At 74.0% G+C, this 26,442-nt stretch carries 23 protein-coding genes and 1 pseudogene; 14 read left to right on the forward strand and 10 right to left on the reverse strand.

The features are described 5' to 3' along the window. The first annotated feature begins 1 nt into the window (after position 1). The 3 genes from lanL to AC07AW_RS12920 all read left to right on the forward strand — a co-directional run bounded on the left by lanL (position 2) and on the right by AC07AW_RS12920 (position 3,500). Positions 2-2,815 (forward strand): class IV lanthionine synthetase LanL, encoded by a 2,814-nt coding sequence (gene lanL / locus AC07AW_RS12910; RefSeq protein WP_478815494.1) that lies wholly within the window; start codon positions 2-4, stop codon positions 2,813-2,815. 67 nt (positions 2,816-2,882) lie between these two features. Then, positions 2,883-3,008: a hypothetical protein gene (locus AC07AW_RS12915; RefSeq protein ID WP_255325155.1), complete on the forward strand. Its 126-nt coding sequence runs from the start codon at positions 2,883-2,885 to the stop codon at positions 3,006-3,008. Positions 3,009-3,152: 144 nt separating this feature from the next. Then, complete coding sequence (locus AC07AW_RS12920; protein WP_478815495.1) at positions 3,153-3,500, forward strand: DUF190 domain-containing protein; 348 nt, start codon at positions 3,153-3,155, stop codon at positions 3,498-3,500. Between the two features lie 224 nt (positions 3,501-3,724). Here the strand turns inward: AC07AW_RS12920 and AC07AW_RS12925 are convergent. Then, a pseudogene (locus AC07AW_RS12925) lies at positions 3,725-4,152 on the reverse strand (EamA family transporter); the annotation flags it as partial. A 109-nt stretch (positions 4,153-4,261) separates the two neighbouring features. Here AC07AW_RS12925 and AC07AW_RS12930 point away from each other — a divergent pair. Continuing rightward, a complete protein-coding gene (locus AC07AW_RS12930) occupies positions 4,262-4,840 on the forward strand; it encodes a helix-turn-helix domain-containing protein (RefSeq protein WP_478815496.1) in 579 nt (192 codons plus the stop codon). 13 nt (positions 4,841-4,853) lie between these two features. On the opposite strand, the gene AC07AW_RS12935 is transcribed toward AC07AW_RS12930, so the two are convergent. The 4 genes from AC07AW_RS12935 to AC07AW_RS12950 form a co-directional block, all read right to left on the reverse strand. Continuing rightward, positions 4,854-5,864, reverse strand: a complete 1,011-nt coding sequence (locus AC07AW_RS12935) for a nitric oxide synthase oxygenase (RefSeq protein ID WP_478815497.1) — start codon at positions 5,862-5,864, stop codon at positions 4,854-4,856. Between the two features lie 308 nt (positions 5,865-6,172). Next, a complete protein-coding gene (locus AC07AW_RS12940; RefSeq protein ID WP_478815498.1) occupies positions 6,173-6,832 on the reverse strand; it encodes a hypothetical protein in 660 nt (219 codons plus the stop codon). Between the two features lie 4 nt (positions 6,833-6,836). After that, the gene (locus tag AC07AW_RS12945; RefSeq protein ID WP_478815499.1) at positions 6,837-8,399 is read right to left on the reverse strand and encodes a mucoidy inhibitor MuiA family protein; all 1,563 of its coding nucleotides are present in this window, start codon (positions 8,397-8,399) and stop codon (positions 6,837-6,839) included. Between the two features lie 8 nt (positions 8,400-8,407). Further along, on the reverse strand, positions 8,408-10,489 hold the full coding sequence (locus AC07AW_RS12950) for a DUF4139 domain-containing protein (protein WP_478815500.1): 2,082 nt from the start codon (positions 10,487-10,489) through the stop codon (positions 8,408-8,410). Between the two features lie 186 nt (positions 10,490-10,675). Between AC07AW_RS12950 and AC07AW_RS12955 the strand changes: the two genes are divergently transcribed. Further along, a complete protein-coding gene (locus AC07AW_RS12955; protein ID WP_478816225.1) occupies positions 10,676-12,055 on the forward strand; it encodes a TerD family protein in 1,380 nt (459 codons plus the stop codon). Positions 12,056-12,068: 13 nt separating this feature from the next. Here AC07AW_RS12955 and AC07AW_RS12960 read toward each other — a convergent pair whose 3' ends face one another. Further along, positions 12,069-14,306 (reverse strand): alpha-N-acetylglucosaminidase, encoded by a 2,238-nt coding sequence (locus AC07AW_RS12960; protein WP_478815501.1) that lies wholly within the window; start codon positions 14,304-14,306, stop codon positions 12,069-12,071. Positions 14,307-14,672: 366 nt separating this feature from the next. Between AC07AW_RS12960 and AC07AW_RS12965 the strand changes: the two genes are divergently transcribed. Then, positions 14,673-15,320 carry a dienelactone hydrolase family protein gene (locus AC07AW_RS12965; RefSeq protein ID WP_478815502.1) on the forward strand — a complete coding sequence of 216 codons (648 nt, stop codon included), beginning with the start codon at positions 14,673-14,675 and terminating at the stop codon, positions 15,318-15,320. 12 nt (positions 15,321-15,332) lie between these two features. Here AC07AW_RS12965 and AC07AW_RS12970 read toward each other — a convergent pair whose 3' ends face one another. Further along, on the reverse strand, positions 15,333-16,031 hold the full coding sequence (locus AC07AW_RS12970) for an adenosylcobinamide amidohydrolase (protein WP_478815503.1): 699 nt from the start codon (positions 16,029-16,031) through the stop codon (positions 15,333-15,335). A gap of 92 nt (positions 16,032-16,123) precedes the next feature. Next, positions 16,124-17,791, reverse strand: coding sequence for an FAD-dependent oxidoreductase (locus tag AC07AW_RS12975; protein WP_478815504.1), 1,668 nt, complete (start codon positions 17,789-17,791; stop codon positions 16,124-16,126). A gap of 232 nt (positions 17,792-18,023) precedes the next feature. On the opposite strand from AC07AW_RS12975, the gene AC07AW_RS12980 reads away from it, so the two are divergent. The 7 genes from AC07AW_RS12980 to AC07AW_RS13010 all read left to right on the forward strand — a co-directional run bounded on the left by AC07AW_RS12980 (position 18,024) and on the right by AC07AW_RS13010 (position 23,292). Further along, positions 18,024-19,142 (forward strand): SchA/CurD-like domain-containing protein, encoded by a 1,119-nt coding sequence (locus tag AC07AW_RS12980; protein WP_478815505.1) that lies wholly within the window; start codon positions 18,024-18,026, stop codon positions 19,140-19,142. 111 nt (positions 19,143-19,253) lie between these two features. Beyond that, the gene (locus AC07AW_RS12985; RefSeq protein WP_478815506.1) at positions 19,254-19,658 is read left to right on the forward strand and encodes a cupin domain-containing protein; all 405 of its coding nucleotides are present in this window, start codon (positions 19,254-19,256) and stop codon (positions 19,656-19,658) included. After that, positions 19,655-20,923, forward strand: coding sequence for a beta-ketoacyl-[acyl-carrier-protein] synthase family protein (locus AC07AW_RS12990; protein ID WP_478815507.1), 1,269 nt, complete (start codon positions 19,655-19,657; stop codon positions 20,921-20,923). The genes AC07AW_RS12985 and AC07AW_RS12990 overlap by 4 nt, the downstream gene beginning before the upstream one ends. Further along, complete coding sequence (locus AC07AW_RS12995) at positions 20,920-22,170, forward strand: ketosynthase chain-length factor (protein WP_478815508.1); 1,251 nt, start codon at positions 20,920-20,922, stop codon at positions 22,168-22,170. The genes AC07AW_RS12990 and AC07AW_RS12995 overlap by 4 nt, the downstream gene beginning before the upstream one ends. Positions 22,171-22,196: 26 nt before the next feature. Continuing rightward, positions 22,197-22,454, forward strand: a complete 258-nt coding sequence (locus AC07AW_RS13000; RefSeq protein ID WP_478815509.1) for an acyl carrier protein — start codon at positions 22,197-22,199, stop codon at positions 22,452-22,454. 1 nt (position 22,455) lies between these two features. Then, positions 22,456-22,935 (forward strand): SRPBCC family protein, encoded by a 480-nt coding sequence (locus tag AC07AW_RS13005; protein ID WP_478815510.1) that lies wholly within the window; start codon positions 22,456-22,458, stop codon positions 22,933-22,935. 24 nt (positions 22,936-22,959) lie between these two features. Continuing rightward, a complete protein-coding gene (locus AC07AW_RS13010; protein ID WP_369148263.1) occupies positions 22,960-23,292 on the forward strand; it encodes a TcmI family type II polyketide cyclase in 333 nt (110 codons plus the stop codon). Between the two features lie 83 nt (positions 23,293-23,375). On the opposite strand, the gene AC07AW_RS13015 is transcribed toward AC07AW_RS13010, so the two are convergent. Together AC07AW_RS13015 and AC07AW_RS13020 are read right to left on the reverse strand one after the other, a co-directional pair. Further along, a complete protein-coding gene (locus AC07AW_RS13015; protein ID WP_478815511.1) occupies positions 23,376-24,404 on the reverse strand; it encodes a methyltransferase in 1,029 nt (342 codons plus the stop codon). Between the two features lie 57 nt (positions 24,405-24,461). Then, positions 24,462-25,526 carry a right-handed parallel beta-helix repeat-containing protein gene (locus AC07AW_RS13020; RefSeq protein ID WP_478815512.1) on the reverse strand — a complete coding sequence of 355 codons (1,065 nt, stop codon included), beginning with the start codon at positions 25,524-25,526 and terminating at the stop codon, positions 24,462-24,464. Positions 25,527-25,848: 322 nt separating this feature from the next. Here AC07AW_RS13020 and AC07AW_RS13025 point away from each other — a divergent pair, with 322 nt between their 5' ends. Next, positions 25,849-26,424, forward strand: coding sequence for a sortase (locus tag AC07AW_RS13025; RefSeq protein ID WP_478815513.1), 576 nt, complete (start codon positions 25,849-25,851; stop codon positions 26,422-26,424). The last annotated feature ends 18 nt before the right edge of the window (positions 26,425-26,442 follow it).

Raw genomic sequence — 26,442 nt, forward strand, 5'->3', positions numbered from 1 at the left:
CATGTCGTCCCCCACCGGAATCCCTTCCCCGTACGCCCCCGGCCCCCGGCTCTCGCGCGCCGAAAGTGCCGTCGACCGGGCCTTGTTGCCCGACATCGTGCACGCCGCGATCGCCCGGAGCGCACAGCAGCCGTGGAGCGTCGAACCCGGCGAGTTCTGGTGTCACGTCGTGCCCGGCGGGGCCGTCGGACGGGCCCAGGGCTGGAAGCTCCACGTCCCCGCCACCCCGCTCTCCGCGCCGCTGGTCCTCGCCCGGTCCGCCGAGGTCCTCGTGGCCCACCGCGCGGCCTTCAAGTTCGCCGGGAGTCCGGCCAAGGTCGCCGCGCTGGTGTCCGGGCGCTTCGCGCGCGGCGGGGGCGGCAAGTTCCTGACCGTCTACCCGGCGGACGACGCGCAGTTCCGGCAGCTCGCCGAGGAACTCCACCGGGCGACCGAGGGACTCCCCGGCCCCGCCGTCCTCTCCGACCGCCGCTACCGCCCCGGCAGCCAGGTCTTCTACCGGTACGGCGTGTTCAAGGGCGTCCGGGAACTGACGGCCGACGGCTCCTTCGCGGCCCGCCTCACCGACCCCGAGGGCCGGCCGGTCGCCGACGAGCGCAACGCCTGGTTCAGCCCGCCGGCCTGGGCCGGTGACCCCTTCCCCGACCGTCCCGCCGCACCCGCCCGCAGCACGGCCACGGCCAAGCCCGTCCTCCTGGGCGACCGCTTCCTCGTACGGGGCGCGATCCAGCACTCCAACAAGGGTGGGGTCTTCCGGGCCGAGGACACCCGCACCGGCGCGCAGGTCGTCGTCAAGCAGGCGCGGCCCCACGTGGGCGCCGGACTCGAAGGCCTCGACGTCCGGGACCTGTTGCGCCGCGAGGCCGCCCTGCTCGAACGGTTCGGCCGGGCGCGCCCCGACCATGTCCCGGGGCTCGTCGAGGTGTTCGAACAGCAGGGCAGCGTGTTCCTGGCCACCGAATCGGTCCCCGGGGCGACGCTCCGGCGCACCGTCGCCGAGCGCCTCGCCCGGGACGGCAGCGGCTGCCCCGACGACCGCACGGCCGACTCCCTGGTCCGGCAGCTCGTCGACCTCGTCGCCACGGCGCATGAACTCGGCGTCACCCTGCACGACTTCAACCCCAACAACGTCATGGTCACCCCGGACGGGCGGCTCGTCCTCATCGACCTGGAGATGGCGGCCGGCGAAGGGGAGCGGTGGGTCCTCGGCGCCACCCCCGGCTACACCGCCCCCGAGCTGCGCGCCGTCGACCAGGTGGCCCCCGCCCTGCCGCCGGGCGTCGACCTGTACGCCCTCGGCGCCACCGTCCTGCACGCCCTGACCGGAGCGGACCCTGTCCTCGCGGAGGACCTGCCGCGGGACACGGCCCGGCCGGACGAACGGCGCCTCGCGGACCTCGTGCGGCTCCTGGCCCGCGACGACGCCCGCGTACGGAGGTTCACGCCGCTGATCCTGGGGCTGACGCGGGACACACCCGAGGACCGGTGGACCCTGGACCGGGCACGGGAGTTCCTCGACGCAGGCCGGGCTCCGGATGCCTGCCTGCCCCCGGAGGAGGACGAGCACCCGGACGCGGCGGCCACGCGCGCGCGGCTTCTGCACGACGGCATCGCCCACCTCCTGGCCACGATGCGTCCCGACGACCCCGAACGGCTCTGGGCCTCGGACTCGTTCGGCGAGACCTGCGACCCGGTGGCCGTCCAGCACGGCTCGGCCGGCGGCGTCGCCCTGCTCGCCCGGGCCCTCGGCCACTGGGACACCGGGCTCGGTTCCACGGCGACCGGTGCCGTGACCCGCGAGGCGCTCGCCGAAGGCCTCCGCTCCGCCGCCCATTGGACCGCGCAGCGGCAGGAGACACTGCCGAGCGACCCGCCCGGGCTGCACTTCGGCCGTTCGGGCACGGCCTGGGCCCTGCTCGACGCCGCCCGGGCCCTGGACGACACCGCCCTCGCGGACCGGGCCCTCGCACTCGCCCTCGGACTGCCCGTCCGTGGCCCCAACCCGGACGTCTGCCACGGCGTGGCCGGCTCCGGTCTGACACAGCTGCACTTCTGGCGCACCACCGGGGACCCGCGGTTCCTGGACCGCGCCGCCGAGGCCGCGGACGGACTGCTCGACGCGGCCCGGCGCACCCCCGAGGGAGTCTTCTGGCCCGTGCCGGAGGACTTCGGCTCGGCGCTCGCCGGTGCCTGGCACTACGGCTTCGCGCACGGCGTGGCCGGCGTCGGCACCTTCCTGCTGCTCGCGGCGGAGGCCACCGGCGACAAGCGGTACCTCGACGCGGCCACCGAGGCGGGGGCCACCCTCGCGGCCGCCGCCCGCAGCGGACCGGCGGGTGTGCTCTGGCCCGTGGACCGGGCACGCCACCTCTCCGACTCCCCGGAGCTCGCCCGCCACTGGTGCAGCGGCTCCTCCGGTGTCGGCACCTTCCTGGTCCGGCTCTGGTCGGCGACCGGCGCGTCCGACACGCTCGTACGCGACCTGGTGGAGGGTGCGGCCCGCGCCGTACGGGTGGGCAGGGTGACCGACTCGCCGGCCACCTGTCACGGGCTCGCGGGGAACGCCGAGTTCCTCCTCGACGCCGCCGTGCGGACGGGTGACGAGAGCCACCGCGCCGCCGCCGAGCTCCTGGTCGAGCACCTGGCCGCACAGGCGGTACTGCGCGACGGCCGCCTCCTCGTACCCGACGAGAACCGCAGGACCGTCCTCGCCGAGTACGCCACCGGCCTCGCCGGGAGCCTCTCCCTGCTGCTGCGCCTGCGGTGCGGAGGCCCGCGTGCCTGGCTGCCCGAGGACGGGCCGGTCCACCCCTGAGTGTCCGGCGGCCCGAGGCCGCCGGCGTACCACCGAAATATCCGAAGAATCCGAGAAGGAGACCGTCATGACGGAGTACGACATCGATGCCCTGCAGGTCCTGCCGGAGGAGGTCCGCACTGAGGACGCCCGCGGCGAGGAGCACGCCGCCGCGCTGATCACCGCCTGCCGCTGGCTCACGAGCGGCTGCTGACCCGCCCCGCCCACGGAAGGGGGCCGGCGTCCCGGCCGGCCCCCTTCGCGCGCGGCGCGACCCCCGTGGAGGCACGACCGTAGACTCGAAGTGCGGGCCTGCCTCGCTGCCGCGCGGGGCGCCGTGTACGGCAGGGAGGCGTCGATGACCAGGCTGACGGGCAGGGCCCTGCGGGTGACGGTCTTCGTGGGGGAGACCGATCTGTGGCACCACAAGCCGCTGTACACCCAGATCGTCGGCCGGGCGCGTGAGGCCGGTCTCGCGGGGGCGAGCGTGTTCCGCGGCATCGAGGGCTTCGGGGCCTCGTCGCTGATCCACACCCAGCGGCTTCTGTCGCTGAGCGAGGACCTCCCCGTGGCCGTGGTCATCGTCGACGCCGAGGAGAAGATCCGCGCCTTCCTGCCGCAGCTGGACGAACTGGTGGGCGAGGGCCTGGTGATACTCGACGACTGCGAGGTCATCCGCTACGTCGGCCGCGCGAAGCCGGCGTGAGGCTCACGAGGGCGTGGTCGCCGCAAGACCCTTGCGGAGGTCCTCCGGTGGGCTGGGCGGGCGCTCCGTTCGGGGCGCGCCCGGGACCCCGGACGCGCTCAGTTCCAGCGTCCCCCTTCGCTTCAGGCGGGACCACCCGACGGCCCGAGGCACCGGACGGCCCGTTCTGTCGGCGTGGCCACGGGGAGTTCGTGCGTGCGTGCGGACGAGAAGGGCGGGCCCGGTCAGGTCAGGGCCTGGAGGCTGACGGCCACCGCCGCTGTTCCCAGACCGACGAGCCGGCCGCGGTGGATGCGTTCGGCGAGGACGCTGCGGGCGAGCAGGACCGTGCCGGCCGGGTGGAGGGCGGTGATGACGGCGACGACGGCGAGGTCCCCGCTGCGGGCGACGGGCGTGCCGTGCCGGAGCCGTGTCCCGCGCTGACCAGGACCACCGCGGCCAGGGCGAGCGGCAGCACCACGAGGCCGGTGACGCCCAGGCACTCGCCCTGGAGCAGCCCCACGCCGACGGGGAGCACGGCGGACACGAGCGCGGTCACCGGCGAGAGGACGTTCATCGGGCCGATCGCCAGGGTCCGGTAGAGCAGCGCGAAGGCCGCGGCCGAGGCGACGCCGGACGCGGCGCCCCAGACCAGCCCGTCCACGCCGAACGAGTAGCGTGTTCAATGGAACGACCGGACCGTCCATCGGATCGACCGCGCTGTGTCAATCAAACGACCGGACGGTGCATTCCACTGGTCCACCTACGCGAACGGTGATCGGATGGCCGAGACCGAGGCAGCCCTGCGGACCCTCGCCCGCAACGTGAGGACGGCCCGCAACCGGGCCGGCCTGTCCCTGGACGAACTCGGCAGACGCGCCCAGGTCAGCAAAGGCGCCCTGGTGGGCCTGGAGAAGGCCCAGGGGAACCCGAACTTCGCCACCCTCGTCCGCCTCGCCGACACCCTCGGCGTCTCTGTCTCCGCCCTGATGGAGGGCCCGGCCGAGGGCCGCGTCCGCGTCGTCACCGCCGAGGCCGTCGCGCCGCTCTGGACCGGCAGTCTGGGCAGCGAGGCCCGCCTCATGCTGACGACCTCGGGCCCGGCCCCGGTCGAGGTCTGGCGCTGGACCCTCGAACCGGGCGAGGAGTACCCCAGCCACCCCCACCGGGCCGGAGTCGTGGAGACCGTCAGCGTCACCGCCGGCCGGATGACCCTGGTCCTCGACGGCACGGAGCACTCCGTCGAGGCCGGGCAGACCGCCACCTTCGACGGCGACGCCACCCACGCCTACCGCGGTGCGGGCGAGACGACCTGCCGTCTGATCATGACGGTCCACCTGCCGCCCGGCCCCGCTGCCTGACGCGGAGCCGCTCTCACCGCTCCCGGGCGAGGAACGCGGGGCGCAGAGACGTGTCCACCGGGTCGTAGTACCGGTGGAAGACCGGAGTCGTGGAGCCGGACACGGGCGGGACGATCCAGCTCCAGTCGGCCGGCACGGGCCTGCCGTGCCGGCTCTCCTGCGCGATGTGCCGCAGGAACCGCTCGGACTCCGTGTGGTGGTCCGCCATCGTCACCCCTGCCCGCTGGAAGGAGTGCAGCACCGCCACGTTGAGCTCGACGAGCGCCCGGTCCCGCCACAGCGTGCGTTCCGAGGAGCGGTCGAGGCCCAGCCGGTCGGCGACCACCGGGAGGAGGTCGTAGCGCTCGACGTCGGCGAGATTGCGGGCGCCTATCTCCGTCCCCATGTACCAGCCGTTGAACGGCGCCGCCGGATAGCGCACCCCGCCGATCTCCAGCGTCATGTCGCTGATCGCCGGCACCGCGTACCAGCGCAGTCCGAGCTCCGTGAACCACCCGTGGTCCGGGTGTCGGAGCGGCACCTCCATGACACAGTCGTCCGGCAGCTCGTACCACTCGGGCCGCGCGCCCGGACGCTCCTCGACCATCAACGGAAGGACCTGGAAGGCCTCTTCGTCGCGCTTCCAGCCCAGGGCGCGGGCGCGGGCGGTCGGCTCGGCGGCGCGGGGGTCGCCGAGCCGGCGGCCCTCCGGGGTGTTGTGCCCTGCGTAACGCACCAGTTGGTCGTTGACGATCCGCGGCGCGGGACGGTCCGGCCGGTCGGGGGCGAACACCGAGATCACCGGCCGGATCCGGCCGCCGTTCCCGGCGATCCGCAGGTGCTCGAAGCACGCGGCGGCGATGCCGTCGGCCGACGTGACCTGCCGCAGGTCGCGCACCACGAGGCTGCGCCAGTAGAGCCTGCCGATGCAGCGGGCCGCGTTGCGCCAGGCGACCCGGGCGCCGAAGGAGAGTTCGGCCGGGGTGTGTTCGTACGTACCGGTCCGGTCGATCGCGGCCAGCACCTCGCGGACTCTGCGCTCCACGTCCCCGGTATCGGGCTGCTCGTGATGGAACTGCCGGACGAAACTCTCCGCCTCCCGGTGGTCCGTCACCCGCGTGACGGACCTGCGTGGTCGGTCCTGCCGCTCGCTGGACGAGGGGGCGGACGTGAACGGACAAGCGCTGACAGTGGCGGCCTTGCGGCGGCGACCCAGACTGAAGACCAAGGTGTTCCCTCCCGCCCCCATGACTACCGTACGCCACCGCCCGGTTGTGGAGAGTAGGGAGAGTTCCGGATGCGGAGGGCGCCGGACTGCTAGGGTGCCCGGCGCCCGAACCCCCGGGGGTTGTCTCAGGGGCGGGCGCCGGGAGAACGCTCCCCGTCACGACGGCGGGAGACATGACCGCGCCATCCGGCCAGGAACACCAGGACCGTCAACACGGCCGCACCGCCGACGAGTCCGTCCCGCCGGCCCGCCGCGTCGACCTCGTCCGCCCGCTCCATCGGCAACTCGCCCCGGGAGTCGCGGACGACGTCGAACCGGTCGCCGACCCTCGGAGCGTCGACACCGCGGTACACCAGCCGCTCGGCCAGCACGTGGCCGTCGGCGCGACGCAGGGTGAGCCGGTGGTTCTTGCCGCCGGCGGGGGCGGCACTGTCGGCCGTCACGACGACGCTCTCCCGCACGCCGTACCGCTCAAGCGCCAGCTCGGGGGCGTACTGCACGGCGCCGACCAGTACGAACAACGCCGGTACGGCGGCGAGGAGCACCAACCACACACCCCGGTGCACCAGATGCAGCAGGATCCCGAACAGCAGGAAGAGCACCACGCCGAGGCCGATGGCGACCCAGTCCGCGCGCGGGAGGAGATACGAGACGACGGCGACGGCACCGGCCGACGCCCAGAGGTACAGCGTCAGCGCGGCGGTGCGGAGCAGCGCCGCGCCCGGCCGGGCCGAAGGGCGCACCGGCATGGGCGCGGTGCTGCGGGCACCGGTGGTCGCGGTCATCGGCTCAGAGCCCCGCAACCTTGGCCGTCGCAGACAGCTCGTACACCAGCGTGACCGTACGGCGGCCGCCCGGCGGCAGGGAGACGTCCCAGCGGACGATGCCTTCCTCGTCCACGGCGTCGGGCGCCGGGGAGCAGGCCTCCTCGCGCAGGCGCACCTCCACCGCCGAGACCTCGGAGACGGGGATCCGCTCCCGCAGCACGACCACCCGCTCGTCCTGCTCCCCGGGCGGCGAGAACCGGGACAGGTGCAGCCGGACCGTGCGGGTGACGACCGTCCGCTGGGTGAGCCCGGTGGTGTCGCGGGACTCCTCCGTGTACCGGACCACCCGGTGGTCGTCGCGGCTCCCGAAGGCGAGCTCCACGGCGGCGCCGGGAGCCGTGAAGTCCAGCGTGCCCCGGCCGGTGAACCCGCTGCCCCGGACCAGGTCCACGGGCCCCGCGAGCAGGGCATGGCCGGACAGGTTGTCGCACCTCACCACCTGGGTGACCAGCGGGGACAGTTCGGGCGAGCAGGCGTACTCGCTGCTCGCGGCGGTCGTGAACGAGGAGACCGGCACCCGGTGGGCCCGGCCGTCCCCCGGCACGGAGACCGGCGCGGGGGAGTGCAGCACCCTCGCCTCGCCCCCGTCGTCCACGCCCGGCAGACCGAGCACCGGCGCCGGACCGAGCGTCGCGATCTCCTCCTCGCGCAGTTCGACGTCGATCGTGCGGCGCTCCGCCGCGCTGCGGTCCTTGAGCGTCAGCCGGTCCTCGACGAGCCGCGGCGGCTCGGTGGCGAGCGCGGACCGGGCGGTCGACAGCGTCAGCCGCACGTCCGACCAGTCCTCCCCGGTGCGCTGCCAGACCATGGCGTCCGTCTCCAGGCTCACGGACTTCCCGTCGAACACGGCCAGGTAGGCGGGCCTCCACAGCGCGCACGGGGTCAGATGGCTCAGCCGCAGCCGTACGGGACCTGCGGCCGCCGCCTCCACCGTCAGCTCGACATGGGCGACGAGCTCGGGGGGCTCCTCCTCGGCGAGCTCCACGGCCCGCCGGATCTCGGCGAGTTCGGCGGTGAGGGCCGTCAGCCGGGCTTCCGCGGTACGGAGTTCCTCGCCGTACGTCTCGCGTTCGGCGTCCACGCGGTCCAGCTCGCTGCTCCAGCGGGGACGTTCGGACTCCCCGTACCCGGCACCCTCGCCGATCTCCCGCAGCAGGTCGGCGGCGAGCCGGCCGAGCAGGTCGAGGCGGCCCCGCAGCCGGTCGCGGCGCTGCTCCACGGCGAGCCGCTCCTCTTCGAGGGCGTGCTCGCGGTGACGGAGGGCGGAGTCGTCATCGGCGGGCGGCACCGGTCCGCGCGGCGTCCACGCGCGGACGATCCGTACGTCGAGCACGGTGGCAGGGTGGCCGGAGGTCAGCTCGGCGTGGAGGGTGCGGTCGACGGCGAGCGCGCTGACCGGTCCGAGGCGCAGGCGCTGGACGCCGGCCGCCAGGTCGAGCACGGCGGTGCGCTCGACGTGGGCGCGGTCCTCCAGGCAGGTGACGGCGGTGACGGGAAGGGCGATCGGCTGTAGGTCCGTGAACATGGTGGGTGTCAGCTCCTGCGGTTGCCGTCGACCAGGGCCTTGCCGGCCGGGATGCGGATCTCGAAGCCGCCGTCGAGCGCGGCGGTGCCGCCGGCGGGCAGTTCCACCCGCCAGACGCGGGTGCCCGGGGCGTGCCGCTCCGGCGCGGCACCGTCCTCGGGTGCCGTCCAGTCGGCGCGTTCCTCGATGCGGACGTCCGGCTCGGAGGAGACCGGCACCCGCTCGTGGACCTCGACGGTGACCGGCCCCGCCAGGCGGTTCGCCAGCTCGACGTGGACGCGGTGGTCGAGCACGGTGATGTGGTTGCGCAGACCCGCCGTGGACTCCTTCAGGTGGGTGCGGCGCGTGACGCGGACGCCCTCGGCGGGCCCGAGTCCCAGCCGGCGGACGCCACCCGGCGCGAGCGTGGGCAGCGCGGCGGTCAGCAGGTAGTCGTCGTCGACGGTGACCTCCACCGGGCCGGCGAGCAGTGCCTGGCGGGTGGTGTTGGAGACCGCGAGGGTCGCGTACACGGTCTGTTCGACGGAGGGCACACAGATGTGCTCGGTGTGCACGACGACGGGGATCTCGCCGACGGTGACGGTGTGCCAGGTGCCGTCCGAGGGGACGTCCACCCGCGCCGCGGCGTCGAAGCGGTGGTCGAAGGAACCCGCCGACGTGCGGGGGTGCACCGCGTGCCGGGGCAGCGGCAGCCCGGCCACCGCCTCGGCGCGGCGCCGGTACTCGCCCGCCACCGCGTCGAAGGAGGATGCGGGGAACAGCCGGCCACGGCGAGCGCCAGGCTCCCCGGGGCCGGACAACACCAGGGCGGCGTAGTCGAGTTCGGCATCGCTCGGCTGCGGCGGACCCGCCGGCGGTGTCGGAGGCTGCGGAGCCGCGCCCGGGGCCGCCGCGCCCGGGGCCGCGGGGGCCTGGGGCGCGCGGCCCGCGAAGCCGGCCCGGCCACCGGCACGCGGCCGGCCGCGAGCCGGTGGCTGCGGGGCCGTGGGCATCGCGCCGGCCAAGGCCTCCGGAGCGGCGCCGTACGCGCCACCGGGCTGGGGAGGCGGCCCGGTGAACGCCGGAGGCGCGATCGGTGCCGGTGCCGGTACGGGGGCGGGCACCGCCACGGGAACGGCGGCGGAGCCGGGCGCGCCGCCCCCCACCGCGGAACCGGCCGGGAAAGGCGCGGGGCCGGCCGCCTCGTACCCGGTGAACAGGTCGGTGAGCCCTGCCGGGGGCTCGCGCCAGCCGGACGGCGCGGGCACGGCCTGACGGCGCCCGATCCGGATCGAGCGGAGCGCCGGCAGGTCGGTGCGGCGCCGCAGGTCGGCGGTGGCCAGGGCCAGGCGCACCCCCGACCAGTCCTCGCCGGTGCGCTGGGCCACCGAGGCGCGCAGCACAAGCTGTCCGCTGCCGTCGCCCTGACGGTGGGTGAGGCGGTACGTCGGCACCCAGACGGCACCCGGCACGCCGTACTCCAGCTCCAGCTCGGCCTCCTCCGCCTCGGCGCCGACGAGGGTCAGCACGGCGCAGACCGTGGTCTCCACATGAGCCGGCGGCGCGTCGCTGGAGGAGCGGTCGAGCCTGTCCATGGCGACGTCCAACTCGTGCTCGATGCGCGAGACCGCCTCGTCGAGCTCGACGAGGCGGGCGTGGAGTCCCGCCAGCCGCTCGTCGACGAAGTCGGCGAGCTCCAGCCACGCGTCGACCGGGGTACGGCGGTGCGGGTCATCGCGCTTGCGGCCGGGCGGGATCGGGCGAAGGCCGCCGACCTCCGCGATCAGGGCCTGGTGCCGCTCTCGGCGCGCCCGCGCCGCCGCGTACGCCTCGCGCAGCCGCTCGACCTCGCGCCGCAGCTCGTCGGGGGTACCGTCGGCGTACGGCTGCGCCTCGACCTCCACGCGCGCCTCGGTGACCCGCGCCCCGGAGTCGCCCAGGACCCGGGCCCGCAGCGAACCGGGGTCGAGCGAGCGGGGCAGCCCCGTCACCCGCACCCGGCCGTCCGGCGGCACCGTGCCCCGGGCCAGGCGCCGGCAGAGCGCGCCCTGCGCGTACACCACGACCGAGTCGAGGTCCGACCCCCACCTCTGCTCCGCACCGACCGTCATGCGCCCCCCTCTGCTGCCCTGTCCGTGTGCGGGGAAGCCTACGCCGGACCGGTCCGGGCGGTCCCGGAGCGCCGGAGGCCCCGCGGGGGCCGGGACCTTGTCGTGGGTGGCCGACGCCTGCAAGATCTTCTTTGTGAAGGAATCGGGTGGGAATTCCGAGGGAAAGGCCGGTGTGTCGTGGGGGAGATGACCAAGGGCAACAACGGATTCGTTCCGTCGGTGCCGTTGAGGATCGCGGTGCGCGGGGGCGTGGACGCCATGGCGCTGCTGCTCACCGAGGCCGGAAGGGTCAGGGGTGACGCGGACGTCGTCTTCCACGGCGCCCCGTTGCATCCCTCCGGGGCGGTCCGGCTCACGCAGGCGGAGGCCGGCACGGCGTGGCTGGAGGTCGGCCTCACCGCAGTGGAGGAGCAGATCACCCGCGTGCTCCTGGTCGGTTCGACGGAGCACGGCGCGATGAGGGACGCCGCCGGACTGTCGGTGGAGGCCTTCGCGCCCGACGGCACGTCGGTCGCGCGGTACGACGTCACCGACGCGGCCGGGGAGACGGCGATGGTGCTGGCCGAGCTCTACCGGCGGGCGGGCGGATGGAAGTTCCGCGCCGTGGGCCAGGGATGGGTGAGCGGTCTCGCCGGACTGGCCACGGACCACGGGGTGGACGTGGCCGACGCCGGTGAGACAACGGCACCGGCCGCGCCGCAGACGCCCGCATACGTACCGGGTCCCGCGCCCGTGCCTGCTTTCGCGCCTCCGCCCTCACCGGTCGTCCCGGCGGCCCCGCCCTTCGCGGTCCCCGCCGCGGCGGTTCCGCCCGTGGCGCCGGTCCCTCCCGTCACCGCCGGCTGGTGGACCTACGGGCCCGTCTTCGAGCCGTACACGGAGACGGGCCGGGACAACGACGTGATCACCGTGGGCGGGCTGCCGCCGGGGCCGGTCGTCGTGCAGCTCGACATCAGGGGCGACGGGTACACGGGACTCTGGGTGCTCAACCGCCGCAACAAGGAGGAGGACAACCTCGTCAACAGCACCGAGGAGGACTTCCACGGCAGCGTCCTCGCCACCGTCCCGGCCCACGGCACCCTGCGCCTGAAACTGCAGGCCGAGGGTCCCTGGCAGGTGCAGGTGTCACCGCTGGCGGCGGCCCCTCGCCTGACGGAGGAGGAAGCGCCGTACCGCGGTCCCCAAGTGCTGCTGCACACGGGAGGCGTGGCCGACATGGCCGTCCACTACCGCGGCGACGACAACCTCATCGTCCATGTCTACGAACTCGTGGGGCACGACGACCACGCGGCCCTGCCGCGGTACGAGAACGTGGTCAACGAGATCGGCAAGCGGCGCGAGACCGTACCGCTGCCCGAGGGGCCGCTCGTCGTCCAGTTCGAGATGGCGGACGGCCCGTGGCGGGCACGGCTGAAGCGTCTGCAGCCGCCGACCCGGCCGCTGCCCCCGGCGCCGCCGGGCGCGGCGGCACCCGTCCCCTTCGCCGCCCCCGGTGATCCGGCCTGGTCGGACACGCAGGCCGGGTCCGTCCCGCGGAAGAACTGGTTCTCGCGCGGCCGGGGGTGACCGTCGGGACGTCTCATGGGTGCGCGGCCGTGGAGGCCCGGGCCAGGGCCGCCCCCACCTCCCCCGCCAGGGCGACGGGGTCGCCCTCCGGCGTCGTCGGGTAGGCCCGCCGGCCGTGCGCCCAGGCGTCGTCCCGGGCGAACCAGTCGATCGCGACCGGCGCCGTGCCCCGGACGAGCGCGGTGTCGAGACTCGCGAAGTACGCGGCCCAGCGCGGCGCGTACACGTCCTGGACGAGACCGGCCCACTCGCGGTTGGCGTAGTCGTGCAGGCCGCCGCTCTCGCTCGGCCCCCGGTCGGCCCAGGTGGTGAGGATCGAGCGGGCGTCGTACTCGAGCCGGTCGCTCTCGTCCGCGTCGGCGCCCCAGGAGCGCGCGTCGGCGAGCCACGGACCGAGCAGGAAGCGCCGGTCGGAGGCGACGAGCCGGCCGAGGAGCTCCTCCCCGGCGTTCCACTCGCGCACCAGCGCCCGGAAGCCCTCCAGGTCCTTCGCGTCGTACGCGGCCTTGATACGCGGCAGCAGGGCTCGGCCCCGGTTGGTGAGCGCCTGGCGTGCCACGTCCACCACGTCGAAGCGGTACGCGTCCGAGGTCCGCAGCTCCGGCGCCACCTGCAGCAGCTCCGACAGGGCGCGCTCCACCGTGGCGGCGTCGTACCGCATGGCGGTCGGGCTCCAGCGTGCCGCCCTGGCCGCCGTCAGGCTCGGCCGGGCGGTGAAGAGGCTGTCCTGCGGCTCGCTCCACGTCCCGGACGTCCCGCTGTACGGGCCGAGGCGCAACTGTTCCCAGGCGGCGGCCGCGTGCGGGTCGGCACCGCCGTAGCGCCGGGCGGCGTACGCGGCGAACCAGGCGCGGTGGTCGACCGGGTCCGGCTCCCAGGCGAGTTCGGTGAACAGGTCGAAGGACGCGGGGTTCCCGCCGGTGCCCTCGGGGAGGTAGGCGATGCCGCTGAGCGCGCTGTCGGACTTGGTCAGCCACGTGCGGAAACGGTCCACCCACACGCCCGTGTTGGCACCCAGGCTGGTGTGGCCGCCGAAGTTGGCGATCGAACCGAACGCGTAGGGCGTACCACCCCACTGCGTCTCGCGGTCGAGCCCCTCGTACCGGTCGGAGAGGCCGTCGACGATCAGCACACGGCTCCGGTCCACCCCGCTCAGGAGGGCGGCGGACGGGTTGTTCTGCCAGCCGAGCATGACCCAGGTGGCGCCGGGGTGCGCGGTGTCCAGGGCCTCCTGCACGGCCTCCGCCGCCCGCGCGACGTCGACCGGTCCGGGGGTGCCGCCCTCGTGCAGCAGGTCCATCTTGAACATGGCGGTGTCACCGAACCGCTGCCGCTGCACCTGGTAGTAGGCGGCGGCCAGTTCACCGAAGACGGGTCCCGTCGGATCCAGCCAGTCGGGCCGGGCGAACCCGACCCACTTGCCCTGCGGGACGGTGACCGCCCCCGGGTTCCGCTCGGCGAACCCGGGCGGCACCGTGCCGAAGAAGCCCGGGAGCACCGGGGTCATCCCCAGGGAGCGCAGGTGTTCCGTGATCCGGCTGCCCAGTGCCGCGCGCGCCTCGATCAGCCGCTCGGACACCGGACCCCCGAAGCCCGACATGTTCTGCAGCAGCCACCAGGCCTGATGCGCGGGGCCGGGGATCCACGCCCGGAGCTCCTCCGTGGCATAGCCGAACCCCTGGAGCGCCCGGTAGTAGGGGTATTCGGCCCCGGTCGGCACGAAGACCTCGTTCACGCCGTGCAGCGCCATCAGATCGATGTCGCGCTGGTACGAGGCGAAGTCACGGTACGCGCCGGAGTACCCCTCGTCCGTGTCGTTCAGGGCGTAGCGGTGGGGCACGGTCGCCGAACGGGTGATCGTGCCCGGGACCGCGGGGAGCGTGGCCGGCAGCCGGCCGACGCTGTCGCCCGGCCAGCCGATGTCGACCCCGGCGACCCGCTCCAGATACCAGCCCACTCCGGTGAGCAGCGTCGCCGGCGAGGTGCCCCGCACCTGGATCGCGCCCGCTCCGCCGGAGAGCGCGAAGGAGTCCCCGGAGCCGGGCTCCCCGACGGGGACCAGGGTGAACTGCGCGGCCCGGTCCGGCAGCAGCCGCTCCAGGGCCGCCCGGGCGGGCCCCGGGTCGAAGGCGGGCACGGCGGCGGAGGCGCTCCCCGGCCGGGCCGGCACCCCGGGCGCGGCGGCGGTCACGGCGGCGAGCACCACGACGAGGAAGGTGTCGCGGCAACGACGGATCAGGCGGCTGCCCATCAGGCTCCCTGCTCGAACAGGACGACGGCGTAGGGCTCCACTCTCCGCCGCCCCGCACCCGCGGCCGCGCAAGCGGAGCCGGGGAACCCGCGGCGCTCATCCGTGCGGGTGCGCGCGTTCGCGTCGGGGCGCGAGCGACGCCGGGTCCCGTGGGGCGGCCTCCCCCCGGCAGGCCCGCGGCCGGTAGGTCCCGAGGGGAGCGCGGTGTACCTGACGGACACCTCGGCCTGGCAGACTTCGCCCCTCACGGTGTCCCGTCCTCACGACTCCTGGAGGCCCCATGGCGCAACGGCCCGGTCATCCGTCCCGCACGCGCGGGTACGTCCCCCGGCCGAAGGGCTGGCGCGCGACCGGAAGGGCCGCGCGATGACCCTGTGCCCCACCCGCCGTGCCGATCCGACCGGGCTCCTCGTCCGCAGCGCGCCCGCCGCGCCCACCGCCGCCGTGCTGCTGCTCCACGGCGGCCGCGCCGAGGGGCCCGAGCCGCCGCCCGCCCTCAACCTGCCGGCGCTCCGGATGCGCCCCTTCGTCGGCGCGGTGACGCGGGCCGTCCGGGGCCGGGGGGTCCTGGTGGCCGAGGTGCGCTACCGCCACCGCGGCTGGAACGGCGAGCGCGCGGACGCCGCCCGGGACGCCTCGACCGCCCTCGCGCGGCTCCGGGAGCGGGTCGGGGCCGTGCCCGTCGTGCTCCTCGGCCACTCCATGGGCGGCCGGGCCGCCCTCCGCGTGGCGGGCGACCCCGCCGTGCGCGGGGTGGTCGCGCTCGCGCCGTGGTGTCCCGCCGACGAGCCCGTGGACCACCTCGGCGGCCGGCGCCTCTACCTCCTCCACGACGAGACGGACCGGGTCACCTCGGCCCGCCAGTCCTGGGAGTTCGTCCGCCGGGCCAGGGAGGCGGGCGCCGACGCGGCGGGCATCCCGATGCCGACGGGCGGCCACGCCATGCTCCGGGGCGCGGACCTCTGGCACCGGCGCGCGGCCGAACTCACCGCGGCGCTGCTGTCGCACGGCTGAGACCGGCCGGGATCAGCCGCGGGCGTCCGGAGGTGCGAGCAGCGGCGTACAGGCGGCACGGGTGGCCGCGTGCACGGCGCGGGCGAGCCGCGCGCCCCACAGGGAGCGCGGCCCGGCGAACGACTCGCCGGGAGTGCCCGCGCCCGGCACGGGCGCGGCCACGCAGACCGCGTCCGTCGGTGTGCCGGAGGCGTCGGCGCCCAGTTCGACCAGGGCCTGCACCTTGGCCTCGGTGGCCGTGGCGACCGCGTTCACGAGCGCCGCGTCCGTCAGCGGGACCGGCAGCGACACGATGATGTTGATCGTTCCGGGCCGAGGGGCCGCGACGCCGCCGGCTCCCGGAGCGGCGGCCCAGCCCCGTACACCGATCCCGGCGGTGACGACGGCCTGCGCGCCGCCGTCCTCCGCGTGACGCCGGTCCGCGACCGACGCGGCCGTCATGAGCCCCACGCCCGGGCCTGCCAGCCCCGCTCCGGAGGCCAGCTCACGGAGGTGGGCGACCGGGTCGAGGCGGGCGTAGCCCGGCGGGACCTGTGCGTTGACGACCCAGTGCCGTTCCCCGATGCCTCCGCCGAGGACGGCGCTCGACACCATGCGGACGCCCGGGCCCGGGGCCCACACGAGGAGCGGCCACTCCCGGCCCTGTTCCGCATGGCCGAGGAGGGCGGCGTCGGCGAGCGAGGGGCCGGTGAGGAGGGTTCGCGGAAGCACCCCGCACCCTAACGCGGGGCCTGGGGGCGCCCCCGGCCGACCCCGGCGGGCGGTCCGCGCGCCGGGGCCGGCGGACCGCCCCGCCGCCCGTCTCAGCGGGCGTCGGGCCGGGACTCCAGGCCGAGTACGGCCGTCAGGGCGGCCCTCAGCTCCGATTCCGGATCCTCCGACGTCCCCTCGGACCGCCAGGCGACGAAACCGTCCGGGCGGACGAGCACCGCACCGTTCGCCGTGACGCCATGGGCCTCCGCCCAGTCCTCGCCGCCCGCGGGGGAGAGGTCCGCGTCCGGCCCGTCGCCGATCCGGTACGACACGAGGGGCACCGCGAGGCGCTCGGCGACGCGCGCCGCCGCCGTGTGCCAGCCGCCGACGGCCCCGGCCGAGGTCAGCAGCACCGGAGACGCCTCGTACAGGTCCAGGGTGGAGATCCGCTCACCCGCCCGGTCCAGCCACAGGTGCGGCGCGCGGCTGCCGGGCTCACCCGTCAGACGGAGCCCGTCCGGCACCACCGGCACCGCCGGGTCCGCGCCCAGGACCGCGCCGCGCGGATAGCGGTAACCCAGCGCGACGTTGAGGATCCCGCCCCGCTTCCCGCCCGCTCCCGGCCCGGGGGCGTACCCCGGGTGGCTGTGCTCGACCGAACGCGAGGAGGCACGGGCGCTCGTCGCCTCCGCGACCGGCCGGCGCTCCGCGTCGTAGGACGCGAGCAGATCGGGCCCGGCCCAGCCGCCCAGCACCGCCGCGAGCTTCCAGGCGAGGTTGTGCGCGTCCTGGATGCCGGTGTTGGAGCCGAAGGCACCCGTGGGCGGCATCTCGTGGGCCGAGTCGCCCGCGAGGAACACCCGCCCGGCCGCGTACCGTTCGGCGATCCGCTCGGCCGCGTGCCACGGGGCCCGGCCCGTGACCTCCACGTGCAGATCCGGCACGCCCACGGCGCGCCGGATGTGCTCCCTGCACCGCTCGTCGGTGAACTCCTCCAGCGTCTCGCCCTGTTCGGGGTGCCAGGGGGCGTGGAACACCCACCGCTCGGCGTTGTCCACCGGCAGGAGGGCCCCGTCCCCCTCCGGGGTCGTGAGGTAGCAGACGATGAAGCGCCGGTCGCCGACGACCGCCGCCAGATCACGCGACTCGAACGTGATGCTCACGTTGTGGAACAGGTCGCCCGGGCCGGTCTGCCCGATCCCGAGCTCCTCACGGACGGGGCTGCGGGGGCCGTCCGCCGCGACGAGGTAGTCCGCCCGGATGGTGGTGTGCTCACCGGTCTCCCGGCTCTTGACCCGCGCGGTCACCCCCTCGGCGTCCTGCTCGAACGACATCAGCTCGGTCGAGTACCGCAGATCCCCGCCCAGCTCGCGGGCGCGCTCCAGCAGCACCGGTTCCAGGTCGTTCTGGCTGCACAGGCACCATTCGGCGGGGCTGAACCGCGCGAGGCCACCGCCGGGGTCGATCTCCCGGAACAGCCACTCGCCGGCGTCACCCGCCAGGCTCGGCGCCTGGAAGATCCCGTTGTTCGCCGACAGGACCTTCGCGGCCTCGTGGATCCGCTGCCGGAGTCCGGCCCCGCGGAACACCTCCATGGTCCGGACGTTGTTCCCGCGGCCGCGCGGGTGGATCGAGGTGCCTGCATGGCGCTCGACGAGCGTGTACGGCACGCCGAGACGGCCCAGGAAGAGCGAGGTGGACAGGCCCACGAGGGAGCCGCCCACGATGAGGACGGGCGTGCGGTGTCCGATCTCACCGTCCGCTTCGCTTCGGTTCATCGATGGCCTCCAGCGTCACCGGTGACGCGGGTCGGGGATGGGATGCACATGCCTGCCCTCCCGAGCCCCGGACCCTGCGCGGAGGGCACCCGAATGACGCACGGTTCACTCATCCGCTCCGTGGGGCTCGCGTAGAACGTGCGCCCGAGCCAACGTTCGGTACATGACGACCCCGGCCATCGGAGCCAGGCGGTCCCTCCCCGTACTCGCAGAACGAGAAGAGGTGCGCCGTATGACCACGGCACGCATATCGCAGTCGGTGTTCGACGGGTCCAGGCTGCGGGTGATCCTGCTGCTCGACCTGTACGACGGAGCCCAGCAGCAGTTCCTCGAAGCGTACGAAGTCATGCGCAAGCAGGTGGCCGGCGTCCCCGGCCACATCAGCGACCAGCTCTGCCAGTCCATCGAGAACCCCTCGCAGTGGCTCATCACCAGCGAATGGGAGAGCGCCCCGCCCTTCCTCGCCTGGGTGAACAGCGAGGAACACGTCGAGATGGTCAAGCCCATGCACAGCTGCGTCCGGGACACCCGGTCCATGCGCTACAGCATCCTCCGGGAGACCGGCGCACAGCGGCCCCTCACGCCGGAGACGGCCGCGGGCGAGGAAGTGGCGGCCCGCGTGGGCGACGGAGTGACCCGCCACGCGCTCACCTTCACCGTCAAGCCCGGCTCGGAGTCCAAGGTCGCGGAGCTGCTGGCCGGCTACGAGTCGCCCGCGGCCCAGGTCGACGAGAACACCCGGCTGCGCCGCACCTCCCTGTTCATGCACGGCAACCGGGTCGTGCGGGCCGTCGAGGTGGAGGGCGACCTCCTGTCCGCGCTGCGGCACGTCGCCCGGCAGCCCGGGGTGCGGGCCGTCGAGGAGGCCATCAACCCCTACCTGGAGCAGGACCGGGACCTCACCGACCCCGAGTCGGCCCGCGTCTTCTTCACCCGGGCGGCCCTGCCGGCCGTGCACCACGTGGTCTCCGCCCGCCCCGAGCCGGCCGACCTGCGGCGCCACGCCCTGTACTACCCGGCCGTGGAAGGACGCGGTTCGGACCTGGCCCGGCTCCTCGCCGAGCAGGACGCGGAGGCCGCGGTCGACCCCGACAGCCCCGTGTACGGCAGCACCGTCTTCCAGCGCGACGACGTCGTGGTGCGCCTGGTCGACGTCGAGGGCGACCTCGATCTCGACCCCGTCGCCGCCCTCGGCGTCAAGGGCGCCGGGAAGGCGCGGGCGCTGGAGCGTCTCCTCGACGGGGCCGCGATCGGCGTGGAGGGGTCGCTGGAGACCGGGCGCAACCTCAACCGGCTCCTGTCGCACGCCGACATGCTGCCCGTCACCGATCGCCGCGCGGCCGACTCCTGAGAGGACGGCTCCGGGGCCACCGGCCCGACCGCTCGCGAGAGCCCGGTGCACACCGGGCCACCGGCACCGACCGTCCGTCACATCTCATCGCAACACTCGGAGGTATCAACCATGCTCGAGCAGACTCGGCTCATCGTGAACCTGAGCGACACGGAGCCCAACCGCAGACGCGGGGGTGACGTGCGGGCCATGCTCACGCCCGCCACGGTGAAATCGACCAGCGGCTTCATGGGGATGGCCATCGCCCAGCCGGGCGAGCGCATCGCCGAGCACTACCACCCGTACTCCGAGGAGTTCGTGTACGTCGTCTCGGGCCGCTTCGAAGTGGACCTGGACGGCGAGACCCACCCGCTCGCGCCCGACCAGGGCCTCCTGATCCCCATCGGCGTCCGGCACCGCTTCCGCAACGTCGGCGACGTGGAGGCCCGCATGGTCTTCCATCTGGGGCCGCTCGCCCCGCACCCGAGCCTCGGCCACGTCGACACCGAGGAGGCCGTCGAGGGGGCGCTCGAGTGACCCGGCGCGTGGCCGTCACCGGCATCGGCGTGGTCGCCCCGGGCGGCGCCGGAACGGCGGCGTTCTGGGACCTCCTCACCCAGGGGCGTACGGCGACCCGCGGCATCACCCTGTTCGACCCCGCCGGCCTGCGCTCCCGCATAGCCGCCGAGTGCGACTTCGACCCGTACGCCCACGGTCTGCCGCCCGACCTGATCCAACACGCGGACAGGTACGTCCAGTTCGCCGCCGTCGCCGCAGGAGAAGCCGTACGCGACTCCGGACTCGACACCGCCAACGAGGACCCCTGGCGCATCGGCGTCAGCCTCGGCAGCGCCGTCGGCGGCACCACCCGTCTGGAGCACGACTACGTCCTGGTCAGCGGGCGCGGACAGCGGTGGGACGTGGACCACCGCGCGGCCGACCCCAAGCTGCACCTCGCGTTCTCGCCGAGCACGCTCGCCGCGGTGGTCGCCGAGCAGTTCGGGGCGCACGGCCCGGTGCAGACGGTCTCCACCGGCTGCACCTCCGGCCTCGACGCCGTCGGCTATGCCTTCCACACCATCGAGGAGGGCCGGGCGGACGTCGTCATAGCGGGGGCGTCGGACTCGCCGATCTCCCCGATCACCATGGCCTGCTTCGACGCCATCAAGGCCACGTCCCCCGACAACGACGACCCCGAGCACGCCTCCAAACCCTTCGACAACCGCCGCAACGGCTTCGTCATGGGAGAGGGCGCGGCCGTGCTCGTCCTGGAGGAGTACGAGCACGCCAGGGCCCGGGGCGCACACATCTACTGCGAGATCAGCGGCTACGCCACCTACGGGAACGCGTACCACATGACCGGTCTGACCGGCGAAGGCCTCGAAATGGCCCGGGCGATCGACACCGCGCTCGACCAGGCCAGACTCGACCCCACGTCGATCGACTACGTCAACGCGCACGGCTCGGGCACCCGCCAGAACGACCGGCACGAGACCGCCGCCGTCAAGCGGTCCCTGGGCTCCCACGCGTACGACACGCCCATGAGCTCCATCAAATCCATGGTGGGCCACTCGCTCGGCGCGATCGGCGCGATAGAGGTCGCCGCCTGCGTGCTCGCCCTGCAGCACCAGGTGGTGCCCCCGACGGCCAACTACGAGATCCCCGACCCCGAGTGCGACCTGGACTACGTGCCGCGCACCGCCCGCCCCCGGAAGCTGAGGAACGTGCTCTCCGTCGGCAGCGGCTTCGGAGGCTTCCAGTCCGCCGTGCTCCTGACCGGGCCGGGCGGGAGGACACGATGAGCACACAGCGGCCACCGCGGGCGGTCGTCACCGGCATCGGTGTGATCGCCCCCAACGGACTGCGTTCCGACGCGTACTGGAAGTCCGTCCGGGAAGGCCTCGGCGTTCTCGACCGGATCACCCGCGAGGGCTGTGAACACCTGCCCCTCAAGGTCGCCGGCCAGGTCGAGGGCTTCGACGCCTCCGCCCTGATCGACGAGCGCTTCCTCGTCCAGACCGACCGGTTCACCCACTACGCCATGGCGGCGGCCTCGCTCGCCCTCGACGAGGCCGGCCTCGGCCACGACGAAGGACCCGAGGAGCCCTTCTCCATCGGCGTCGTCACCGCCGCCGGCTCGGGCGGCGGCGAGTTCGGCCAGCGCGAGCTGCAGAAGCTCTGGGGACAGGGCTCCAAGTTCGTCGGCCCGTACCAGTCCATCGCCTGGTTCTACGCCGCGAGCACCGGCCAGATCTCCATCCGGCACGGCTTCAAGGGCCCGTGCGGGGTGGTCGCGAGCGACGAGGCCGGCGGCCTCGACTCCCTCGCCCACGCCGCCCGCGCCGTCCGGCGGGGGACCGGCGCGGTCGTCGTCGGAGCCGCGGAGGCGCCCCTCGCCCCGTACTCGATGGTGTGCCAGCTCGGCTACCCCGAGCTCAGCACCGTCGACGACCCGGACCGGGCCTACCGTCCCTTCACGGCGAAGGCCTGCGGCTTCGTCCCCGCCGAGGGCGGCGCCATGCTCGTCGTCGAGGACGAGACCCACGCCCTCGACCGGGGCGCGACCGTGAGGGCCACGATCGCCGGCCACGGTGCCACCTTCACCGGTGCGTCCCGCTGGGCGGAGTCCCGGGAGGGGCTCGCCCGCGCCATCCGGGTCGCCCTCGACGAGGCCGGCTGCGCCCCGGAGGAGATCGACGTCGTCTTCCCCGACGCCCTCGGCGTACCGGAGGCGGACCGCGCCGAGGCCCTGGCGATCGCGGACGCCCTGGGCGCGCACGCCACGCGCGTCCCCGTGACGGCGCCCAAGACCGGCTACGGCCGGGCCTACTGCGGGGCACCCGTCCTGGACACCGCGGCCGCCGTGTTCGCCATGGAACACGGCCTGGTGCCCCCCACACCCAACGTGTTCGACATCGACTGCGACCTCGACGTGGTCATGTCCGCAGCCCGGCCCGCCGAGCTGCGCACGGCTCTCGTCCTCAGCAGGGGACTCATGGGATCCAACGCGGCGCTCGTCGTGCGCCGCGGTGGCGAACTCGCCCGGTAGCTCCGGGCGAGGAAGGAGAAACGAAGATGATCACCACCGAACTCACCTTCGGCGAACTGGCCACGCTGATCAAGCAGTCGGCCGGCGTGACCGTCGACCCCACCCAGCTCGAAGAGGCCCCCGAGACCCCCTTCAGCGGCCTCGGCGTCGACTCGCTCGGCCTGCTCGGCATCGTCGGCGAGCTGGAGAACCAGCACGGCGTGGCGCTGCCCACCGACGCCGAACGCTGCAAGACACCGGCCGAGTTCATCACCCTCGTCAACAACGTCCTCACAGGAGTCTGACGTGTCCGGACACACCGACAACAGCATCACCATCCACGCCCCCCTCGATCTGGTCTGGGACATGACCAACGACATCGAGAACTGGCCGCAGCTCTTCAGCGAGTACGCCTCCGTCGAGGTCCTCGAACGGAAGGGCGACACCACCAGGTTCCGCCTGACCATGCACCCGGACGAGAACGGGAAGGTCTGGAGCTGGGTGTCGGAGCGCACCATGGACCGGGTGAACCGGAAGGTGCGCGCCCGCCGCGTCGAGACCGGCCCGTTCGCGCACATGAACATCGCCTGGGAGTACACGGAGATGCCCGGCGGCGTCCAGATGCGGTGGATCCAGGACTTCGCCATGAAGCCCGACGCCCCCGTCGACGACGCGTGGATGACGGACAACATCAACCGCAACTCCCGCACCCAGATGGCCCTCATCCGGGACCGTCTCGTCCTGGCCGCGCGCGAGGGCCGGAGCGCTCCGGTCACGCGGGCCTGACGGGCACTCCCAGAAAGGAAATCGATGCACCACGCACTGATCGTCGCCCGTATGGCGCCCGGTTCGGCGCCCGCGATCGCGGACGTGTTCGCCGACTCCGACCGCGGCGAACTGCCGCACCTGGTCGGGGTCGCCCGGCGCAGCCTGTTCCAGTTCGGCGACGTCTACCTGCACCTGATCGAGTCCGAGCAGGACCCGGCGCCGCACGTCGCCAGGCTGGCCGGACACCCCGAGTTCCGCGGCGTCAGCGAGCGTCTCTCGGCGTACGTCAGCGCGTACGACCCGACGACCTGGCGCAGCCCCAAGGACGCCATGGCGCACTGCTTCTACCGCTGGGAGCGTGACGCCGGCTCCTGAGCCGGGAACCCGGTGAAACCCGAGGCCGCCCGCCCCGCGAAAGTCGCGGAGCGGGCGGCCTGAGTTTTCCTCCGGGGTCCGGATCAGCCGGGCACGGTGCACTCGAAGGCGTGGAGGTACGCGTTGACCGGGCGGATCTCGCCGATGACGAGCCCGGCGTCCGTGAGCCGCTCCACCATGCTCTGGCGGGTGTGCTTCGCGCCGCCGACGTTGAGCAGCAGCAGGAGGTCCATGGCCGTCGTGAACCTCATCGAGGGGGTGTCGTCCACGAGGTTCTCGATGACGACGACGCGGGCGCCGGGATTCGCGGACTTCCGGACGTTCGCCAGGCACCTGCGGGTGCTGTCGTCGTCCCACTCCAGGATGTTCTTGATGACGTACACGTCGGCCCGGACCGGGATGGACTCGCGGCAGTCGCCGGGCTCGATCCGGACCCGGGAGGCCAGCGAACCGCCCTCCCGCAGCCGCGGATCGGCGTTGCCGACCACCGCCGGCAGGTCGAGCAGTGTGCCGTGCAGCGTGGGGTGCTTCTCCAGGAGGCTCGCCAGGACGTGGCCCTGTCCGCCGCCGATGTCCGCGACCGAGGACGCGCCGCGCAGATCGAGGAGTTCGGCGACGTCCTCGGCGGACTGCCTGCTCGACGTGGTCATCGCCCGGTTGAAGACGTACGCGGACTCGGGCGCCTCCTCGTTGAGGTATGAGAAGAACTCCCGCTCGTACACGTCCTCGAAGACGTTGCGGCCGGAGCGGACGGCCTCGTCGAGCTTGGGCCACACGTCCCACGTCCAGGGCTCGGTGCACCACAGCGCGATGTAGCGCAGGCTGTGTGGGTCGTCCTCGCGCAGCAGCCGGGACATCTCCGTGTGGGCGAAGGTGCCGTCGGGCTGCTCGGCGAAGACGCCCTGGCAGGCCAGGGCGCGCAACAGCCGCCGCAGGGTGCGCGGTTCGGTCTTCACCGCGGCCGCGAGGTCCTCCGCGGTCATGGACGTGTCTCCCAGCGCGTCGGCCACGCCGAGGCGGGCGGCCGCACGCACGGCGGCGGCGCACGCCGCGCCGAAGACGAGTTCTCTCAGCCGCATCGGCGGTGGGGGAGCGGAATCGACGGTCGTCATCTGTTTCGCCTTGCCTTTGCTGTCATTCCGTACGAGTGGGGGAGTCGGAGCGGGAGGTCAGCACATGCCCGCGGGCTCGGAGACGCCGCAGGTGTTGTGGCGGAAGGTGTTGGTCGTGCCGATGTCCCGGTTCGCCAGGTCGGCGGTGCCGTTGCGCAGCACCACGTTGTCGTGGATCTCGATCCGTTCGTTGGGGACGCCGACGAAGCTCTTGAAGAGCACGATGCCGCCGGACAGCGGCGAGTTGCCCACGTTGTCCTCGACCCGGTTGTGCGCGACGACCGTGTCCTCGGCGCCGGTGACCACGATGCCCGAGCCCTGGAGGGCGGGCAGGCGCGGGGTCTTCGGGCACGACTTGTTGTTCTCGTGGATGTCGTTCTGGCGAACGGTCATCGCCCCGGCGCGCGGCGTGGACTCGTCGCCCACGACGAACACGGCGGCGCAGTTGCCGGTCGCCTCGTTGTGGTCGACGGTCAGGTTCCGCAGGCGCCGGACCGTGATGCCGATCCGGTTGCCGGAGACGCGGTTGCCGCTGACGACCGTGCCGTGGGTGTCGGTGGCTCCTCCTTCCTCGGTGACGGTGTTGGCGAGGAACAGGCCCGCGTCCCCGTTGCCCCGGGCGGTGTTGTGGCGCAGCACGGCGCGTACGGAGCGCTCCTGGGCGATGCCCCAGGTGCCGTTGGACTCGGCGGTGACCCGCCGGACCTCCAGGCGGTCGGTCCACTTGGCCCACAGACCGTTCTTGGCGAAGCCGCGGAGGGTCAGCGAGCGCACGGTCACGCCCTCGACGGGACGGGCCTCGGTGCCGGTCACACAGATGCCGTTGCCGGCCTGCGCGCACGTGTCGGCGCCTGGGGTGGCGGCGGGCACGATGACGGTGGGGAAGACGGTCGAACCCCGGAGTGTGAGGTGCGACGTGGTGATGCGGACGCTCTCGTGGTACGTGCCGGGGGCGAGGCTGATCGTGTCGCCGGGGCGCGCGGAGTCCACGGCCTTCTGGATCGATTCGCCCGGCTTCACCCGGTGCACCGACCCGTGGCCGACCGAGGGCGCGGCGGCGCCGAGCCCCGAGGCCGTGAGGGTCGCGGTGCACGCGAGGAGGGCGATCTGTCGTTTCGTCATATCGCGAAGTTATGAGCGCCCGTTCCGGCTCGCCACCGCTGATCCCCCGGGTGGGCCGGGGCCGGGCGGGCGCCCCGGTCGGCGGCCGTACGGGCGCTGGTCCGTTCGCGTGCGGGGCAGGATCACCCGGGGGGCGGTACGTCCACGGCGGTGACCTGCTGTGACGGCTCCGGGCGGGCCCGGCCGTGCGGCCGACCGGAGGACGGCCGAACGCGCTCCCCGTGTTGCGGGGCGCGCGCAGCGGCCTTTGCCTCGTGCACGGAGCACAGCACAGGTGCCGCGCTACGGAGCCGGCCGGAAAGCTCCACCGAAGGAGAGAAGCATGCGTCGCGTACGCACCGGTCTACAGGTCAGTCTGATCGTCGGCGCCGTCGTCCTGTCCGCCCCCACGGCACTCGCAGCCCCCGGGGACCAGGATGTCCGGATCACTCCGCTGAACGCGGCTCCCGGAACCACCGTCACGGTCACCACCACCGCCTGCGGCAAGGAGACCTACGGCAAGGGCGAGTCGGAGGCGGGCGGCAAGTTCCATCTGCTGCCGGGCAACCGGCAGGGGGTCCTGGTGGGCGAGTTCGTGGTGCCCGACGGCGCCAGGTCCGGCACGGACACGGTCACCCTGAAGTGCCCGCCGAGGATCAAGCAGACCGTCACGTACCGCATCTCCGGCCGGCCCCACGGCGGCGTCGAGGCCGGCTTCGGCTGGGCCGCGGGTGCCGCGGGCCGGGCCGGGACCGTCGCGGCGGCCGGTGCCGCCGGGTCCGTCGCGACGGCCGCGGAGCCGGCGGCCGACTCGACGAGCACCCCGCTCACGGCGGGCGGCCTGCTGCTCGCCGGCGCCCTCGCGGGCGGCGCGGTCCACCTCCGCCGCCGTGCGCGGCGCGCCCGCGCCGCGGCCTGACGGCCGCCCGGCCCGGAG

The sequence above is a fragment of the Streptomyces sp. NPDC044003 genome, from assembly GCF_056435185.1.

Excerpts from the sequence above, each read along its gene's own strand:
- AC07AW_RS13010 (WP_369148263.1), top strand. The coding sequence starts at position 22,960 with ATGCACCACGCACTGATCGTCGCCCGTATGGCGCCCGGTTCGGCGCCC.
- AC07AW_RS12950 (WP_478815500.1), bottom strand. The coding sequence starts at position 10,489 with ATGACGGTCGGTGCGGAGCAGAGGTGGGGGTCGGACCTCGACTCGGTC.
- lanL (WP_478815494.1), top strand. The coding sequence starts at position 2 with ATGTCGTCCCCCACCGGAATCCCTTCCCCGTACGCCCCCGGCCCCCGG.
- AC07AW_RS13025 (WP_478815513.1), top strand. The coding sequence starts at position 25,849 with ATGCGTCGCGTACGCACCGGTCTACAGGTCAGTCTGATCGTCGGCGCC.
- AC07AW_RS12985 (WP_478815506.1), top strand. The coding sequence starts at position 19,254 with ATGCTCGAGCAGACTCGGCTCATCGTGAACCTGAGCGACACGGAGCCC.
- AC07AW_RS12995 (WP_478815508.1), top strand. The coding sequence starts at position 20,920 with ATGAGCACACAGCGGCCACCGCGGGCGGTCGTCACCGGCATCGGTGTG.
- AC07AW_RS12955 (WP_478816225.1), top strand. The coding sequence starts at position 10,676 with ATGACCAAGGGCAACAACGGATTCGTTCCGTCGGTGCCGTTGAGGATC.
- AC07AW_RS13020 (WP_478815512.1), bottom strand. The coding sequence starts at position 25,526 with ATGACGAAACGACAGATCGCCCTCCTCGCGTGCACCGCGACCCTCACG.
- AC07AW_RS12930 (WP_478815496.1), top strand. The coding sequence starts at position 4,262 with ATGGCCGAGACCGAGGCAGCCCTGCGGACCCTCGCCCGCAACGTGAGG.
- AC07AW_RS12920 (WP_478815495.1), top strand. The coding sequence starts at position 3,153 with ATGACCAGGCTGACGGGCAGGGCCCTGCGGGTGACGGTCTTCGTGGGG.
- AC07AW_RS13015 (WP_478815511.1), bottom strand. The coding sequence starts at position 24,404 with ATGACGACCGTCGATTCCGCTCCCCCACCGCCGATGCGGCTGAGAGAA.
- AC07AW_RS12965 (WP_478815502.1), top strand. The coding sequence starts at position 14,673 with ATGACCCTGTGCCCCACCCGCCGTGCCGATCCGACCGGGCTCCTCGTC.
- AC07AW_RS12960 (WP_478815501.1), bottom strand. The coding sequence starts at position 14,306 with ATGGGCAGCCGCCTGATCCGTCGTTGCCGCGACACCTTCCTCGTCGTG.
- AC07AW_RS12940 (WP_478815498.1), bottom strand. The coding sequence starts at position 6,832 with ATGACCGCGACCACCGGTGCCCGCAGCACCGCGCCCATGCCGGTGCGC.
- AC07AW_RS12975 (WP_478815504.1), bottom strand. The coding sequence starts at position 17,791 with ATGAACCGAAGCGAAGCGGACGGTGAGATCGGACACCGCACGCCCGTC.
- AC07AW_RS12945 (WP_478815499.1), bottom strand. The coding sequence starts at position 8,399 with ATGTTCACGGACCTACAGCCGATCGCCCTTCCCGTCACCGCCGTCACC.
- AC07AW_RS12915 (WP_255325155.1), top strand. The coding sequence starts at position 2,883 with ATGACGGAGTACGACATCGATGCCCTGCAGGTCCTGCCGGAGGAGGTC.
- AC07AW_RS12980 (WP_478815505.1), top strand. The coding sequence starts at position 18,024 with ATGACCACGGCACGCATATCGCAGTCGGTGTTCGACGGGTCCAGGCTG.
- AC07AW_RS13000 (WP_478815509.1), top strand. The coding sequence starts at position 22,197 with ATGATCACCACCGAACTCACCTTCGGCGAACTGGCCACGCTGATCAAG.